This is a genomic window from Actinopolyspora mzabensis, assembly GCF_900101095.1.
In the GTDB taxonomy this organism is placed as follows: Bacteria; Actinomycetota; Actinomycetes; order Mycobacteriales; family Pseudonocardiaceae; genus Actinopolyspora; species Actinopolyspora mzabensis.
This window is the reverse complement of the sequence record NZ_FNFM01000015.1, coordinates 30640-47164: the sequence shown is the minus strand read 5'-3', so window position 1 is coordinate 47164 and position 16525 is coordinate 30640. Positions and strand designations below refer to the sequence as shown.

Annotated in this window: 11 protein-coding genes; 6 read left to right on the top strand and 5 right to left on the bottom strand. The window is 68.7% G+C overall.

Annotation, left to right across the window (positions count from 1 at the left end; genetic code table 11):
* Nucleotides 1–108: 108 nt before the first annotated feature.
* From purS to purL, 3 genes are read left to right on the top strand one after another with little or no spacing between them, the layout of a single operon-like run.
* A complete protein-coding gene (gene purS / locus BLR41_RS21565; protein WP_092632409.1) occupies nt 109–348 on the top strand; it encodes a phosphoribosylformylglycinamidine synthase subunit PurS in 240 nt (79 codons plus the stop codon).
* Nucleotides 345–1031 (top strand): phosphoribosylformylglycinamidine synthase subunit PurQ, encoded by a 687-nt coding sequence (gene purQ, locus BLR41_RS21560; protein ID WP_092632406.1) that lies wholly within the window; start codon nt 345–347, stop codon nt 1029–1031. Before purS ends, purQ begins: the two co-directional genes overlap by 4 nt.
* The gene (gene purL / locus BLR41_RS21555; RefSeq protein WP_092632403.1) at nt 1028–3361 is read left to right on the top strand and encodes a phosphoribosylformylglycinamidine synthase subunit PurL; all 2334 of its coding nucleotides are present in this window, start codon (nt 1028–1030) and stop codon (nt 3359–3361) included. The genes purQ and purL overlap by 4 nt, the downstream gene beginning before the upstream one ends.
* 171 nt (nt 3362–3532) lie before the next feature.
* Here purL and BLR41_RS21550 read toward each other — a convergent pair whose 3' ends face one another.
* On the bottom strand, nt 3533–4351 hold the full coding sequence (locus BLR41_RS21550; protein WP_092632400.1) for a lysozyme: 819 nt from the start codon (nt 4349–4351) through the stop codon (nt 3533–3535).
* A gap of 359 nt (nt 4352–4710) precedes the next feature.
* Here BLR41_RS21550 and BLR41_RS21545 point away from each other — a divergent pair, with 359 nt between their 5' ends.
* Complete coding sequence (locus BLR41_RS21545; protein ID WP_092632397.1) at nt 4711–6888, top strand: putative bifunctional diguanylate cyclase/phosphodiesterase; 2178 nt, start codon at nt 4711–4713, stop codon at nt 6886–6888.
* Nucleotides 6889–7131: 243 nt separating this feature from the next.
* Here the strand turns inward: BLR41_RS21545 and BLR41_RS21540 are convergent, their stop codons facing one another.
* Nucleotides 7132–7983, bottom strand: coding sequence for a GGDEF domain-containing protein (locus tag BLR41_RS21540; protein WP_092632393.1), 852 nt, complete (start codon nt 7981–7983; stop codon nt 7132–7134).
* 506 nt (nt 7984–8489) lie between these two features.
* Here BLR41_RS21540 and BLR41_RS21535 point away from each other — a divergent pair.
* Nucleotides 8490–9971, top strand: a complete 1482-nt coding sequence (locus tag BLR41_RS21535; protein ID WP_092632390.1) for a glycosyltransferase 87 family protein — start codon at nt 8490–8492, stop codon at nt 9969–9971.
* Nucleotides 9972–10185: 214 nt separating this feature from the next.
* On the opposite strand, the gene BLR41_RS21530 is transcribed toward BLR41_RS21535, so the two are convergent.
* Together BLR41_RS21530 and BLR41_RS21525 are read right to left on the bottom strand one after the other, a co-directional pair.
* A complete protein-coding gene (locus tag BLR41_RS21530; RefSeq protein WP_143013156.1) occupies nt 10186–11697 on the bottom strand; it encodes a hypothetical protein in 1512 nt (503 codons plus the stop codon).
* 220 nt (nt 11698–11917) lie between these two features.
* Nucleotides 11918–13180 (bottom strand): hypothetical protein, encoded by a 1263-nt coding sequence (locus BLR41_RS21525; RefSeq protein ID WP_092632384.1) that lies wholly within the window; start codon nt 13178–13180, stop codon nt 11918–11920.
* A gap of 333 nt (nt 13181–13513) precedes the next feature.
* Here BLR41_RS21525 and BLR41_RS21520 point away from each other — a divergent pair, with 333 nt between their 5' ends.
* Complete coding sequence (locus BLR41_RS21520; protein ID WP_092632381.1) at nt 13514–14665, top strand: AI-2E family transporter; 1152 nt, start codon at nt 13514–13516, stop codon at nt 14663–14665.
* Between the two features lie 296 nt (nt 14666–14961).
* Here BLR41_RS21520 and BLR41_RS21515 read toward each other — a convergent pair whose 3' ends face one another.
* Nucleotides 14962–16158 (bottom strand): GGDEF domain-containing protein, encoded by a 1197-nt coding sequence (locus BLR41_RS21515; RefSeq protein WP_092632379.1) that lies wholly within the window; start codon nt 16156–16158, stop codon nt 14962–14964.
* Nucleotides 16159–16525: the final 367 nt, after the last annotated feature.

Below are 16525 nucleotides of genomic sequence, written 5' to 3'. Positions count from 1 at the left end.
CCGGCCGCCCGTGAGGGAACTCGCAGGTCAGTTACGCTTTGCTCGTAACGCCGACCATCCGCGCCCGCGGTAGCGGGACGGATCCGCACAGTTTCCGGAGCGACGCCCGTGGCCCGAGTCGTTGTCGACGTAATGCCGAAGCAGGAGATCCTCGATCCGCAGGGACAGGCGGTTGCCAACGCGCTGCCCCGGCAGGGATTCGAAGGAATCTCGGAAGTCCGTCAGGGGAAGCGGTTCGAGCTGGAGGTCGACGACGACGTCGACGACGACACGCTCGCCCGAATCGCGGAGAACTTCCTGGCCAACCCCGTGATCGAGGACTGGGCCGTGCGCCGGGTGGGATCGTGAGCGCCGCCGGGGCCAGGATCGGGGTCATCACCTTTCCGGGCTCGCTGGACGACGGCGACGCCCGCCGCGCGGTGCGCCGGGCGGGTGCCTCGGACGTGGCGCTGTGGCACGGTGACGCCGACCTGCACGGAGTGGACGCCGTCATCGTCCCCGGCGGATTCAGCTACGGCGACTACCTGCGCTGCGGCGCCATCGCCAAGTTCGCACCGGTCATGACCGAGGTGGTGCGCGCCGCCGGGCAGGGCATGCCGGTGCTCGGGGTGTGCAACGGGTTCCAGGTGTTGTGCGAGGCCGGGCTGCTGCCCGGCGTGCTGACCCGCAACTCGGGGCTGCACTACGTCTGCCGCGACCAGTGGCTGCGCGTGGACAACAACACCAGCACCTGGACCACCCGCTACGAACCCGGCGCCGAGCTGCTGATCCCGATCAAGCACGGCGAGGGACGCTACGTGGCCGAGGACCCGGTGCTGGACCGCCTGGAGGGCGACGGCCGGGTGCTGTTCCGCTACGTGGACGGCAACCCGAACGGCTCGCGACGCGACATCGCCGGAATCACCGACGAACGCGGCAGGGTCGCCGGGCTGATGCCCCACCCCGAGCACGCCGTCGATCCACTCACGGGGCCCACCGACGACGGCCTCGGCATGTTCCTGTCCGCCCTCGACACCCTGGTGGCAGCATGACCGACCCCACCCGCGAAGCCGCGACGCAGGACCCGGCCACGCCGAACGGCGCCGAACCGGTGGACAGCGTCGAGCAGGCCGCACGGACCCCCGAACTCGACCAGCCGTACCGCGAGCTCGGCCTCGCCGACGACGAGTACGAGCGCATCCGCGAGATCCTCGGGAGGCGCCCCACCGAGGCCGAGCTGGCGATGTACTCGGTGATGTGGAGCGAGCACTGCTCCTACAAGTCCTCCAAGACGCACCTGAAGTACTTCGGTGAGACCACCACCGAGGAGATGCGCGCCAAGATGCTGGCGGGCATCGGTGAGAACGCGGGAGTCGTCGACATCGGCGACGGCTGGGCGGTCACCTTCAAGGTGGAAAGCCACAACCACCCCTCGTACGTGGAGCCCTACCAGGGCGCGGCCACCGGTGTCGGAGGCATCGTGCGCGACATCATGGCGATGGGCGCGCGCCCCGTGGCAGTGGCCGACCCGCTGCGGTTCGGTCCGGCCGACGCCGCCGACACCCGCCGCGTGCTGCCCGGTGTGGTGGAGGGAGTCGGCGGCTACGGCAACTGCCTCGGGCTGCCCAACATCGGCGGCGAGGTGGTTTTCGACGAGTCCTACGCACGGAACCCGCTGGTCAACGCGATGTGCGTCGGCGTGCTCAAGTCCGACGAGCTGCAGCTGGCACACGCCACCGGGGCGGGCAACAAGGTGATCCTGTTCGGTGCCCGCACCGGGCTGGACGGCATCGGCGGTGTCTCGGTGCTGGCCTCGGAGACCTTCAGCGGCGACGAGACCGGCAGCGGTCGCAAGAAGCTGCCCAGTGTGCAGGTGGGCGACCCCTTCACCGAGAAGGTGCTCATCGAGTGCTGTCTGGAGCTCTACGGCTCGGACCTGGTCGTGGGCGTGCAGGACCTCGGTGGAGCCGGGCTCTCCTGCGCCACCTCCGAGCTGGCCGCCGCGGGCGACGGCGGCATGCGGATCGATCTGGACACGGTGCCGCTGCGGGCCGAGGGGATGAACCCGGCCGAGATCCTGTCCAGCGAGTCGCAGGAGCGGATGTGCGCGATCGTCCGCCCCGAGGACGTGGACTCCTTCATGGCGGTCTGCCGCAAGTGGGACGTGACGGCGACGGTCATCGGCGAGGTGACCGACGAGGAGCACCTGCGGATCGACTGGCGGGGCGAGTGCGTGGTCGACGTCCCGCCCCGGACCGTGGCCGACGAGGGACCGGTCTATCAGCGCCCGGTGCGGCGCCCCGCGGAACAGGACCTGATCGCCGCGGACGACGCGAACACCCTCTCGCGCCCGGCCACGGCGGAGGAGCTGCGCGAGACCGTGCTGCGGATGGCGGCCTCGCCCAACCTGTGCTCCCGGGAGTGGGTGACCGGCCAGTACGACCACTACGTGCGGGGCAACACCGTGTTGGCGCAGCCCTCCGACGGGGGCGTGCTGCGGGTGGACGAGGAGACCGGCCGCGGCATCGCCGTTGCCACCGACTGCAACGCCCGCTACACCAGGCTCGATCCCTACGAGGGCGCGCGCCTGGCGCTGGCCGAGGCCTACCGCAACGTCGCGGTCACGGGCTCGAAGCCGGTGGCGGTCACCAACTGCCTCAACTTCGGCTCGGCCGAGGACCCCGGCGTGATGTGGCAGTTCCAGCAGTCCGTGCGGGGGCTGGCCGACGCGGCCGCCGAACTCGGCATCCCGGTCACCGGCGGCAACGTGAGCTTCTACAACCAGACCGGTGGTGACCCGATCCTGCCGACACCGGTCGCCGGGGTGCTCGGGGTCATCGACGACGTGACCGCCCGGATTCCCACCGGGATCGGAGCGGCGCCCGGTGAGTCGCTGCTGCTGTTGGGTGACACCCGCGAGGAGTTCGGCGGTTCCGAGTGGAGCCGGGTGGTGCACGGCCACCTCGGCGGCACCCCGCCGCGAGTGGATCTGGCACGGGAACGGCTGCTCGCCGACGTGCTGGGGATCGGATCGCGGGACGGGTTGCTCTCGGCCGCGCACGATCTCTCCGAGGGCGGGCTGGCCCAGGCGCTGGTGGAGATGTCGCTGATCGGTGAGACCGGGGCGCGGATCGTGCTGCCGGAGGAGGCGGACCCGTTCGTGTGGTTGTTCGCCGAGTCGGCGGGCCGGGTCGCGGTGTCGGTGCCGCGCGGCGCGGAACTGAAGTTCACCGAGCTCTGCTCGGCGCGTGGTCTGCCGTGCTCGAAGATCGGTGTGGTGGACGACGAGTCGAAGGCGCTGGAGATCCAGGGCGTCGGCGACATCCCGCTGTCGGAGCTGCGGGAGGCGTGGGAAGGCACGCTTCCCCGACTGTTCGGCTGATCGTTCCCGGGCGGAGTGCCGTCGACACCGACGCCTGTCGACGGCACTCGCCTCCCGGAACTCGTAGCGGTGGTTGTTCGGGTGCTCGGGTTCGGCACCCGAGTCGGCGCCGCGCGGTCTCGGGCCGACTTCCGGACGACGAAGGTCCGCCCGGGGCGCACGGGAGAGTCCTCACCCGCGTGCCAGCCGCTCGAGCTGCTTGTAGGAGCCGTTGAACAGGTTCTTGTCCAACGGGGACGAGGTGTACTGCCAGAAGGTGTGGAACCCCCAGCCGTGCGGTAGCGGACCGATGTAGTCGTTGTAGCGCGCCACCCACAGTGGATTGGTGTCGCCGAAGTCCGAGGCCACGCACTTGTTCCACCAGCTGGTGCTGGTGTAGATGGTGGGGTACCTGCCGGTCAGTTCCCGATAGGTGTCGCTGAAGTCCCGGATCCAGGCCGTCATGGCCGCCTTGCTCTTGCCGTAGCAGGTGGGTCCGTACGGGTTGTACTCGATGTCCAACGCGCCGGGCAGGGTTTTGCCGTCGTCGGACCAGCCGCCGCCGTTGGCGACGAAGTAGCGCGCCTGGGCCGCGCCCCCGGAGCGGTCGGGCAGTGCGAAGTGATAGGCGCCCCGGATCATTCCGACCTCGTACGAGCCGGTGTACTGGTGGTTGAAGTCCGGACTGGTGTAGCCCGTGCCCTCGGTGGCTTTGACGTAGGCGAACCGCATCCCCTTGTTCCACCAGTGTCGCCAGTCGACCCAGTTCTGGTGCCCGCTCACGTCCATCCCCTTGACCGAGGGATTGCGTGCCGTGGCGGGATCGGCGGAGGGATCACCACCCTCGTGTTCCCGAATCTGCGAGCCCATCTCGTGGCCCGCCTGCCCCCGGGCCGGCGAGGATTCGCTCACGGCCTGCGCGGAGGTTCCCAGCAGCAGTACCGTGCCGAACAACGCTGATAAGGCCACGGTCAGCGCTCGGGCGCGACCACATCCCCTCGAACCGTGCATGATTGTCCCCTCGTGCTCGTCCCGCGGCCCGGGGGTGTGGCGTCGGTCCCCACGGGTAACCGCCGTTGTGGAATTCCGGTCGTGCGGCGAAGGCTGCGATCGTTCCACCGCACTACTAGGTATCGTGTTACCTTTTCACCACAACGAGGCAAACCGGACACCGCGTGTTTCACAAAACTCGCCCCGTTCGGGTGACATGATCAGCCGATTCGATCTCCGTCAGCACTTCCCGTCAATTCACAGCGGCTAGCTACCCTGGGCGGCAACAGGTTCCGCGTTCGACCGACGGGTGGCATCGGCCGTATGCTCTCCCGAGTACCTTGCGCGGGCGACTACGAGAAGCGGAGGGCGCCGCGGGCATGACCGGCTGGACAGCGCCTGTTTCAAGCGCTCACGAGGTGACGAGTGTGGACGGACAGCGCAAACGGGACTTCGCCGCTGCCTGGAGCCGGGCGCTCGTCGGGACCAGTTACGTGCCGATGACCGGCGCGGAAGTGGAAGAACTGCTGGAAGGCTACACCGACCAGCTGGTCGAGGCGTTGCTGAGCGAGCCGCAGCACACCGACGCCGCCCGCGAGGTCGGTTCCGAGCTGGTGTCCGTGCACTTCACCGGCGCCGAGTCCCTCGCGAGAACGATCGAGAACGTCGGGGAACACATGCTTCCCACGCTCGGCATCGCGGAGAGCCCCGAGATGCGAACGCGCGTTTCGGCGATCCAGTCCGCGATCTCGGCGGGATTCATGCAGGCGGCCCGCAAACGGACCCTGGACGAGCAGGAAGCCATCCGTCAGGCCGTGCTGGACGCACGCGACTCCGTGGAACAGGCCCTGCGCACCAGTGAGGCCAGGTTCCGGGCGATCTTCGCCGAAGCCGCCATCGGTATCGGGATCGCCGACACCGAGGGCCGGATCATGGAGGCCAACGCCTCCCTGCGGCGGATCCTGGGGCGCACCGCCGAGGAACTGCGCGGCCTGATGGTCTACGACCTGGTCGATCCCGAGGACAACGACACCGTCTGGCGGGTCTACGAGGAACTCGTCCGCGGCGAACGCGAGCAGTACCGGGTCGAGAAGCACTTCACCCGCCCGGACGGCAGCAAGTCGTGGACCGAACTGATCGTGTCGCTGGTACGCGGTGAGGACGGCATGCCGCTCTACCAGGTCGCGATGATGGAGGACGTCACCGACCGCAAGATGCTGCAGGACCGGCTGCGGCACCAGGCCCTGCACGACCCGTTGACCGGTCTGCCCAACCGTGCCCTGTTCCTGGACCGGCTCACCGAGGCACTGCGCGAGGACTCCGATAGCACGAAGCGAACCGACCGGGTGGCGCTGTGCTACATGGACCTCGACGGTTTCAAGGTCATCAACGACAGCCTCGGACACCACGTGGGTGACGACCTGCTGGTGACCGTGGCGCAGCGCCTCGACGAGGCCGTGCGGGGCGAGGACCGGCTCGTCGCGCGGATGGGCGGGGACGAGTTCGTGATCCTCATCCAGGGATCGCAGGGCACGCAGCAGGCCATCGAAGTGGCCAACCACGTGCTGGAAACCCTGGTTTCCCCGATGCGTGTCGGCAACCAGGAGCTCGCGGTCTCGGCCAGCATCGGGATCCTGGAGCGCTCCACGGCGGGGCAGACACCCGCCGAACTGATGCGCGACGCGGACGTCACGCTGTACTGGGCCAAGGCCGAGGGCAAGAACCAGTGGGCGCTGTTCGACACCGAACGCAACGCGAGCGAGGTCGCGCAGTTCCGGCTCTCGGCAGCCATGCCAGCGGCGCTGGAACGCGAGGAGTTCTACGTCGATTACCAGCCGCTGGTCGAACTCGGCGAGTACACCGTCTCCGGCGTGGAGGCGCTGGTTCGGTGGTGGCACCCGGAGCTGGGCAGGCTCGGCCCCGACCGGTTCATCGGTCTCGCCGAGGAGACCGGCATGATCGTCCCACTGGGGCGCTGGGTGCTCAGCAAGGCTTGCGAGCAGGCGAAGGCCTGGCAGGACGAGTTCGGCCGGGCCGCGCCGTTCATGAGCGTGAACCTGGCCGTGCGACAGTCCCGGGACCCCAACCTCGTCTCCGACGTCACCGAGATTCTCGACCGGACCGGTCTGGACCCGGGGAAGCTGCAGCTGGAGCTGACCGAGAGCGCGATCATGGGCACCGCCGACGAACCGCTCGAGGCCCTTCGCACCCTGTCCCGGATGGGAGTGCGCATCGCGATCGACGACTTCGGCACCGGCTACTCCAACCTGGCTTATCTACGGCACCTGCCCGTGCACGAGCTCAAGATCGCCGGTTCGTTCATGGAGGGGCTCGCCGACAGCGAGTGCATCGATCCGGTGGATGCCCGGATCGTGAGCACCCTGGTCGACCTGGCACACACCCTGGGGCTGACCGTGACCGCCGAGGGTGTCGAGACCCACGCCCAGGCCAAGCGGATGAGCGAGATCGGGTGTGAAACCGGGCAGGGCTGGCTCTTCGCGAAACCGGGCCCCCCGGACGCGGTACGAGAACTACTGACCGCCGAACAGCACCGGTGAGGCCGGAACGTCCGAGCGAAACCGATCAACTCCGAGGACGCCGGAGCGGCGCGGCGAGCTTTCCCCGCCTCGGCTGGGTGTTTCCCCGGAACCGAGCTCGCCGGGGACACCTCGCCGCTGCCTTCGGGCCCTCTCCTTGCGGCCGTACGGGGTGGCGGCCGTACGGGGAGACAGCCGGCCGCGGCGGGATACGCCGGGCCGACCAACGAAGCCCCCGGAGCGACGTCGCTCCCGCGGTAAACATCAGTCCTTCAACTGCCGCTCCGCACGACTGATCACCGAATGCACCGAGGCGTGACCGTCGCTCGTGACCCAGGAGACCCGAACGCTCGGGCGGACCTGTCTGCGCTGCAGCCGCATGGGACGGGCCACCGCGCTGCGAGCTCCCTCGGCGATCTCGTCGCCGGTCCCGCTGGGATGTTCCACGACCACCGCGAACTCGTCCCCACCGAAACGGGCCACGGTGTGCTCGTCGGCGACGCTCTGCCGCAGCCTCCCCGCGATCATGGTCAGCAGCTCGTCCCCCTGAGCGAAGCCGTAGTCGACGTTGAACTGTTCGAGCCTGCGGACGTCCACGAGCACCAACGTGGTCAGGGTGGTCCGGCAACGGGCCCGCGCCAGTGCCTGGTCGAGCCTGTCCAACAGCAGCACCCGCCCCGGCAGGCCCGTCAACGGATCAGTCATTCCACGGGAGTGCGACACCTCGGAATCCACCGGTTGGAGGAACATCAACACCCGCTGTTGCGAACAGGTGCGGGTGGGCTGGTAGTCCATCCAGAGGTGCCCGCTCGGCTTGCCCTCTCGGGTGATCACGACGGGCGTGGACATCCGGGTGCCGGTACGCAGCACCTGGCTGGTCAGATCGGTCCAGTCGGGCAGTCGCGCTCCGGTGCTGTCCCGCATCGCCCAGTCCGCCGGGCGCGAACCGGTGAGCAGGTCCGTGCGATCCAGCCGCAGCAGATCCGCGGCGGCATCGTTCGTGGCCAACACCTGACCCCGCTCGTCGGTGAGCATGAATCCGGTGGTCAGACTCATGATGAGTTCATCCCACACCCCGGTGAACTGGGACACGCCAGTGGCATAGACAACACTCATTCGGAGCTACCCTCCCCACCAGATGGAGCAGTGAATTTGAGCCTCCCCTCGTAGCGGGATCGAATTCAAGGGTTCCGACACCACACGTCATGGTGTTTTTTCGTTGAGTTACTAACACAACGTGAGCACTGTCGAACCCCGGGAACCCGAGGTGATGTTTTCGCGACGGTTCGGCGACATCGAGATGAACCGTGGCGGTACTCCGGCGTTGTGCCCCGACCTCCTACTCTGGTTGACATCTCGACTGCTGTCCGGGAACGCGTTCCACCCCGAACGATCGGCCCGCCGCTGGCGTCCGGCTCGCCGGCCCGTGCCACGGGCTCCGGCGCGGATGTCTCCGAGTCGCGGCGGAACCCGCGGCACGGGCACTTGGCGGCTCGGAGTTCCCGGAAGCCGAGCGGGAACGGACGCGGTTCTCGGACCACCCGACGAACCAGCAGGACCAACAGGACGGTGGCAGTGTGCGGCCGACAACACAATTCCCCGAACGGGGATCACTTGTCAGCATGGTGTACGAACACCGAAAAATACTCTTCGTAATCGCACTGTGCGAGTTCCTCGCGGTGGTCCTCGTCTCGGCCATAGACCCGCACGCCCACATCGACGGCGAGGTGTACCGGCTCGGCGCACAGGCGTGGTGGAACGGGCAACCGATCTATCACGATCTGCCGCCCACCGAAGTGGGACTGCGGCTGCCGTTCATCTACCCACCGTTCGCGGCCGTCGCGTTCACACCGCTGGCGCTGGTCTCCAAGACGGTCGCCGTCGCACTGATCATGTTCGTCAGTCACGTCGCCCTGCTGGTCACGCTGTACGTGATCCTTCGGACGGCCGACTTCGGCCCGGCGAGCCGACGAACCGTCCTGCTGATCACCGCCGCGGTGCTGCCGTTGGCCACCCTCGTCGAGCCGGTACGGGAAACCCTCACCTACGCGCAGATCAACCTGGTGCTCATGGCGCTGGTCGCCGTCGACTGCCTGTGGCGGGCGGACGGGCACCGCAAGCTGCCCTACCCCAGAGGAGTGCTGCTCGGCATCGCCGCGGGCCTCAAGCTCACACCCGCCGTGTTCCTGCTGTTCTTCCTGCTGCGCCGCGACCTGCGCGCGATCGTGACGACGGTGGTGACCTTCCTGGCGACCGTGGCACTCGGTTTCCTGCTCGCGTTCGACGACGCGCGCGAGTTCTGGCTGCACGAGGTGTTCGCCAGCAGCGACGTCTCGTTCGGCCCGCAGTTCACGGGCGACGCCTCGATCTACGCGGGCAACGTCTCGCTGCGCTCGTTGCTGAGCAAGCTCGCCGTGCCGGAACCCTGGTTGAGCGGCTGCCTGGGGGTGCTGATCCTGCTGCTGGCGGGCTTGGCGGTGTTCGGGATGCTGGCGGCACTGCGCCCCCGGAACGGACAGCGCCGGGACTACTCGACAGCGCTGGTGATCAACGCGGTGTTCGGTCTGCTGATCTCGCCGATCTCCTGGTCGCACCACTGGGTCTGGGTGGTGCCGGGGCTGGTGCTGCTGTTCGGGCGTGGCTACACCCGGCGCGACTGGCCACTGCTGGTCTCGTTGGGACTCGCGGTGGAGCTCTACCTGATCGGCCCGCACTGGCTGGTTCCCCAGGGTGACGGCAAGGAGCTCACGTGGAACTTCTTCGAGCACCTGATCGGCAACGCGTATGTGTATCTGGGAGTAGGTTTCCTGGTTTACCACGCTTTTCTCGGTTGGCAGGCCCGGTACTCGAATTCCGAGACGAGGACGCCGGTTCCCACCACGCCGAATCCCGGTGAGCGGTCGACTCCCGAGGACCCCGCTCACGGGAACCCCATTACCGAGGGCTCCGCTGTCGAGGGCTCCGCTACCGAGGGCTCCGACAGCGAAAGCTTCGACGACGGGAGAGCCCGCTCCGATGGGACCGAGTCCGGCACCAGCGGATCCGTGGGCTCCGGCCCCACCGGGAGCGCCAGATCGACCGCTCCGGACGGATCCGGCGGCTGAACCGCCGCGGCGGCGATCCCGGAAGTGAGGCTCCCGGAGGCGGCCACCGGAGCTGAGACGACAATCGGGGCCGGGGAGTTCCCAGCTCCCCGGCCCCGATAACGCCGCCCCGCGGCTACCGACAATCGCCAAGCGGTCCCGCAAGGGCGACAGGACGCGTACTTCCGGGGTGGTCAGTCCCGGTCGTACGCGTGCGGCGAACCCGCCACGGCGCTCACACGGCACCGACCTTCGGCATACCGTTGGCGTCCAGCGCGGGCAGTGGACGCGTGTGCCCGTCGAGTAGCGGCAACGCCATCATCTTCGCCGGGACGGCACCACGGGCGGTGGGCCGCTCGCGGAACGGGTTGGAAGTCACCTGCTGCCGTTCCGGCATCGCGGCCGCCAACTCATCCAGCTCCCGCACCACCACGCGCGAGAACTCGGGGCGCTCGCTGAAGACCACCTCGTCCTCCCCGGCTTCGTAGGCCGGGATAGCGGTGGTTGCCTCGACGCTCAACTCGCGTGCGATGCGGGAGAAACCGCCGGTCTCGGCGTTGCCGCCGAACGCGTTGAACTCCCCCAGCGGCTCGGCGAGCTCGGCACCGTCCGAGCCGTTCATCGGATCGGGAGTGGCGACCAGAAGTTCCGGCTCCACCAGCGTGGGCACCTGCTCGGCTCGCTGATGTGCCTCGTTCGGCAGCCGAAGCGGCTCGGCGTCCTCCGCGGGGCGCTCGACACCGGAATTCGCCGAAAGCACCGAGCGCAGCAGCTCGCGCGGCACCGCGCGCAGATCCGGCCCGGTGTCCAGCCCGGCCGAGGTGAGGTCGACCGAATCGGTGAGCAGCAGCCCCGGTGTGTTGTGCGACCGCGCGACCGGACCGGCCTGCACGATCCCCTCGCCGCGTGGGGCGGCCAGTTCGGGAGCCACGGCCGGATCGATGTGCGGCCTCACCAACGCGACGGGCAGCATCTCGAGGGTGCTGTCGTCGACGTGCGGCCGGGCTTCGTCATGCGGCAGGGCGTCGTCATGCGGCAGGGCGTCGTCATGCGGCAGGGCGTCCACTCGCTGCCGGGCATCGACGAGCCTGTCGACGATCTCGCCGATCGGTCCGGACCAGCTCAACGAGCGGTGGAAGCCGTCCGCCGGTTTGCTCTCCTGGGCCGCGTGCCTCCCGCGAGAGCGTTCCCTGGGCTGAGCCTCGGCTCGGGCGGCGGTCCCGAGCGGGGCGGAACGTGCCACGTCCGTGCGCCAGGACAACTCGGGCAGCGCGGTGGCGGGGCCGGTGCGGGGAGGCTCGACCGGCAGGCGCTCCGTCGACGCCGTACGAGGCGGGATCCAGTGCTGCCGGGCTGTTCGCTCGCCGGTCCGTTCGACTGTCCGTTCGACATCGGGCTCCGGCGCATCGGTGATGCGCGGGATCCGCTGAGTGCGCTCGTTGTCGAACTCGGGTGGGACATCGCGTATGGGTTCGATGACGCCGACGAGGGTGTCGGCGGTGGCGTTGGCGATCGTGTCCCGGAGGGGATCCCTGCCGTCCTCCGGGAACAACTCGCCCGCGAAGCACAGCCCACTGCGGCTGGGAGTGCCGTCTCCGGCCGCTTCGGCCGGAGTCAGCGGGTCACCGAGCGGTGAGGTGGGACGGTCCGGGCAGTTCCCGGACGCCGCAGCGACACCGGTACCGGCCGCGAGCATTCCGCCGGTCACCAGCGCTGCTTGCACGCCTCGCCTTGCCCAACTCTGCATGGAACTCTCCTCCGATTCCTTTCCCGCGATACAGGAGTGCCCCTGCACGCAAGCTTTGTGCGAACTGCGATTGCCGAATGACCCGATGGAGCGAGCACGGATTTCGATTCCGGTAACGCTCGGGGTCGAAGTCGCGGAGGGCGAAAAACACTGCTCGGGGTGACGGTGAGTGGAAATCACTCGAACCGGCCCGAGGCGGTCCGCCACGGCGGACCGAGAATCAGTCGGGAGTGGTACCCGGTTGCGGCCCCTCGGGGCTCGCGGGGTCGTAAACATTGGCGCGCGTTATGGCGCCGAACGAGGGGACGGCGGAACGCGAAACGGGAAGCGAGTCCCCTAGGCCGTAACCGCCGTGCGAGCCGCCGCCGGAGGTGTTGGTGTCCGTGCCGCAGCCGCAGTTACCGGACGGGAAGGGAAGTTTCCCGCCACGACTTTCCGTGGACGAACCGTCGCGTTCGGAGTGCGATTCGTGGTTCGGCCAGGCGATGTCGCGGTCGATCGCGGCGAGCACGGCCGCTTCCCGGGAGTCGGATTCGGAACCGGACGCGCCGGAGTCGTTCGACCCGGTCTCGTCGGAGGTGTCGCCGGGATGTGCGGCGGACACACCGTCTTCCGGTAGCGTCCCGGCTCCGATGCCCGTGCTCCCGGCGGGTTCGTCCGGGAACTCGCCCGGCTGCTCTCCCGAGACCGTTTCGCGTAGCGAGTCGTGCAGTTCTCCCAGGCCCGACTCGACGGCTCCGGTGAGCGATTCCTCGCCCGTCGTCCCGGAAATCAGGGTGCCCGTCACTCGCTCGACGGGGTGCAGCAACGGATCGACCTCACGTCGCGCGGTACGCAGCCCGTCGGAAACGGAGTCGGACAGCTGCTCGGTGGTTCCCCGGAGCTCGTCACGATCCAGCACGGTCCGGAGTGGACCGCTTTCCTCGACGGTTTCCCGAGCACGATCCGGTCCGGGGGAAACGGTCGGGGATACCCGGGCACGGTCGTGCTGGAGTCGGTCGGCCCGAGCTCGATCAGTTCGAGCTCGATCAGTTCGACGAGGATCATTCCGGATCCTGTCGTTCTCGGTCGGTGGCCCGGATACCCGGCTCTCCGCACCACTCCCGACAGTCCTGTCGGCCGGATCCACCGTGGTGGTTCGACCGCAAGCTTCGGTTCCCAGCGCCTTGGAGAGGGTCGACACCGGACCGGACCGGGCCGCGCCCGGTTCCGCGGGGGATGCGGCCCGCTCGTCGTCGTAGCGCTCGTGCGCCTCGGAACCGTCCGTTCGCGCACCGGGAGAGCGATCGTCGACGTGTCGGATCAGCGCCCCGACCTGGCGGAGCGTGCCGTCCTCGGAAGGTTTCTCGACCGCCACGGCCTGGGCGGATCCGAAGAGCCAAGCAGCGGAAACACCGGCCACGGTCCCGCCGACGGCGACCAGCGCGCGGGACAGCCACCGCCGTTGGCGGTCGGCCGTCACCCCCTGCTCGCCGTCGAACATGAACTCCGCAGCCTCCTCGGAACGACATTCCCGCCGCGACGGGCCCGGACGAGGAAGGGCGGTAGAACACCGACCGATCCTCGCGTGCGGTCCACTGCCACGCCGGTGGGAGAACGACGTTCCCGCCGACCGACGGACAATCGGACCGGAGCACGTCCAGCGGATTGCCGACGATCACTCTTCCAAAGACATCCCCCGCTTCGCATTCACGCAGCGCTCGGTTCGTCACATCGTGTGACATTCCGGGATGTCGCGTGCGTCCCGAACCGGACACGGCGAAACCGGAGCCGTGAGTCACCACCGTGATCCACCGCGTGCGTATACGGTTGCGGTGTGAGCGCCTTCAAGGTCACGGATTCGGACGAAGCCGCCAGGGTTCCGGTCGCGATACGAACAGCGGCAGCCCTCGGTTGGCGAGTGTTGGTCATCCTCGGCACGCTGTACGCCCTCGGCTGGCTGGTCGGCAAGCTGTCCGTGGTGGTCATCCCGGTGGCCATCGCGCTGCTGCTGTCCGCGCTGCTGGCTCCGGCCGTGTCGGCGCTGAGCAGGCTGCGCGTGCCGCGCGGACTGGCCACCGCGGTCGTACTGGTCGGCGGACTCGCCGCCGTTGGCGGTGTCCTCACCTTCGTCATCAACGCGTTCATCGCGGGTCTGCCCGACCTGCAACGGCAACTGATGGCCAGCCTGGACACCGTCCGGGAGTGGGCGGCCACCGGTCCGCTGCACCTCGGCGAGGCACAGATCAACAGATACGTCGACCAGGTCGGGAACTGGCTGCAGGACAACCAGCAGCGAATCACCACCGGAGCGCTGGCCACGGCCACCACCTTCGGCAGCTTCCTCACCGGAATGCTGCTGATGCTGTTCACCCTGATCTTCTTCCTGCACGACGGCAGGCGGATCTGGCTGTTCCTGCTGGGGCCGATGCCGGATCCGTTGCGCTCCCGGCTCGATCTGGCGGGGACCCGGGGATTCGACTCGCTGATCGGCTACATCCGGGCGACCGGCCTGGTGGCCGTCGGTGACGCGTTGGGCATCGGGATCGGGCTGGCCATAATAGGTGTGCCGCTGGTGGTGCCCCTGGCGGCGCTGGTGTTCCTCGCGGCGTTCATCCCGATCGTCGGCGCCGTGGCGTCCGGAGCGGTCGCGATACTCGTCGCCCTGGTCGCCGAGGGGCCGATCGCGGCGCTGCTGACGCTCGGGGTGGTGCTCGGGGTGCAGCAGCTCGAGGGCAACGTGCTGCAGCCGCTGCTGATCGGCCGTGCGGTGCGGTTGCACCCGCTCGCCGTGGTGCTGGCGATCAGCGTGGGAGCCATAGTCGCCGGCATCATCGGTACGCTGCTGGCCGTGCCGGTGCTGGCGATGCTCAACTCCGCCGTCCGCGCGCTTTACGAGGGCGACGGGCAGGCGGAACCGGCCACCGCCGCCGTGGAAGGCGGGCGGGAACCCCCCGAAAGTGACAGCGAAGAGCCCGCACCCGAGTGATTCGGTCGAATTCGGTTCGCCCCGCATAGCTGATCGGGTAGCCGTCACGTGAGTCGGTGCCTCGCGGCGTTGGGCCGGCTCTTGAGTAGCGACTTCGGGGGGCGGCGATTTCGCGAGAAATCGACGAACCCCCATCACTTACGCAGTCGGCACCGCCGCGGGTTCTCGCGTGCGGCTCTCGCGAGGACGGTCCCGACGTTGTGTAGGTCGCTACCCGAGGTCGGGGCACCCGCAGCGAGAGCCGTGCGGGAGGTTCCGCCACCCGAGCGGCCGTGCCACGGGACCGTGCGAAACCACTACGCGAGGCTGACGGCGTTGCGCCCACCCGCTTTCGCTGCGAGGAGGGCCGCGTCGGCGGCCACCAGCAGATCCTCCAGCTCGTAGCCCACCCGCTCGGTGGCGGCCACACCGATGCTGACGGTGAGCCCGTCCAGTTCCCGGTGCACTCCTCGGGTGTCCCGGGCGGGTACGGACAGCGAGGCGGTGGAACTCCGGATCCGGTGGGCGATCTCGCTGGCGGCGGGAATGTCGGCGTCGGGTAACAGCACGACGAACTCCTCGCCGCCGAAGCGCCCCACCAGATCGCCCTTGCGGACGCTGCCGCGCAGCATCAGGGCCATAGAGGACAGTGCGGCGTCTCCCGCCAGGTGTCCGAGCTCGTCGTTGACGCGCTTGAAGTGATCGAGGTCGAGCAGCAGGATCGCGGCCCGCTGTTTCCGGGAGCTCGCCCTGCCCAGTTCCGCACGTGCCAGTTTGTCCCAGTGGACCGCGTTGACGAGTCCGGTCTTGCCGTCCCGCTGCGCCGAGCGCCGCCACTGCGGTAGCTGACCGGCCATGTCCAGCAGTGCCATCGGCGGTGCGGCGAGCAACGCGCTGGCCGGATGGAGCTCCATCGCCACCGCCAACAGGAGGCCGAGGGCGGCGGCGACGATGCCGAGCAGCACATCGATCGGGTCTCCCAGGATCTCGGCCCTGTCAGCCCGGGGTCTGCGCAGTCGGAGTCCAACCGCCACGATCGCGGCCCGAAGCAACAGCAGGGTGGCCGAGCCCGCGATCAGCAGCAGGGGATTCCACTGCGGCTCGTGCCAACCGACGACCGCCCGGGCCACGAACGTGGCCGAAACGGTGGCGGCGGTGACGAACATCCACCGGTACGACTCGCCGCGCACGCCGAGCACCCCGTGCAGGGCGGGCCCCAGCAACAACAGCACGAGCAGGTTCGGCGGCAGGGTGAGCATGCCGGTGACGAGATAGCAGATGTGGATCGTCCAGGGATCCCGGCGAACCTCGTCGCGCAGCTGGATGGACAACGAGGTACCGACGATCACGACGCCTGCGGTGAACGCGAGCAGCCCGAAGCGGTGCAGCGTCTCGGAAGTCGGCGGAGCGGTGGTCAGAATGACCGCGAACACCAGCGACACGGCCACGAGCTGCACCACGATCACGTAGACCAGCGCCGCGGGCCTGAGCCTCCACAATGGCCAGTACCCCATGAATCTCTCACTCCTCCCCTGTCGGGAGCCTCGCACAGATCCGGCCGGGTTCGTAGCCACACCCGGTGTGGGCTTCGATGCGATGCGTCGTTCACTCGTCGAACCCCGTTTCCCGTTGGATGTCCGAGGTGATCGACTGGTTCCGTTCGGTGAAACCATAGGCTCGATGGCTGGGACGGCAGCGGTTCTCGGTCCTTTCTCGGAACGTCGTGGTGGATACGGGAGCGGGCCGCGAAGTACGGCTGGGTAGTACGACTGGGAAGCACGGCTGGGAAGTACGACCGGGGCGTGGGACGGGGACTGCGCGAGGGGGAGAGCGCGCCGTCCCGCGCGAGCGACGATCGGTTCGCTCGCCCCGCGCCAAGAC

Bases quoted from the DNA above. Each gene is read 5' to 3' on its own strand.
- purL (WP_092632403.1), top strand. From the start codon at position 1,028: ATGACCGACCCCACCCGCGAAGCCGCGACGCAGGACCCGGCCACGCCG.
- BLR41_RS21550 (WP_092632400.1), bottom strand. From the start codon at position 4,351: ATGCACGGTTCGAGGGGATGTGGTCGCGCCCGAGCGCTGACCGTGGCC.
- BLR41_RS21545 (WP_092632397.1), top strand. From the start codon at position 4,711: ATGACCGGCTGGACAGCGCCTGTTTCAAGCGCTCACGAGGTGACGAGT.
- BLR41_RS21540 (WP_092632393.1), bottom strand. From the start codon at position 7,983: ATGAGTGTTGTCTATGCCACTGGCGTGTCCCAGTTCACCGGGGTGTGG.
- BLR41_RS21535 (WP_092632390.1), top strand. From the start codon at position 8,490: ATGGTGTACGAACACCGAAAAATACTCTTCGTAATCGCACTGTGCGAG.
- BLR41_RS21530 (WP_143013156.1), bottom strand. From the start codon at position 11,697: ATGCAGAGTTGGGCAAGGCGAGGCGTGCAAGCAGCGCTGGTGACCGGC.
- BLR41_RS21525 (WP_092632384.1), bottom strand. From the start codon at position 13,180: ATGTTCGACGGCGAGCAGGGGGTGACGGCCGACCGCCAACGGCGGTGG.
- BLR41_RS21515 (WP_092632379.1), bottom strand. From the start codon at position 16,158: ATGGGGTACTGGCCATTGTGGAGGCTCAGGCCCGCGGCGCTGGTCTAC.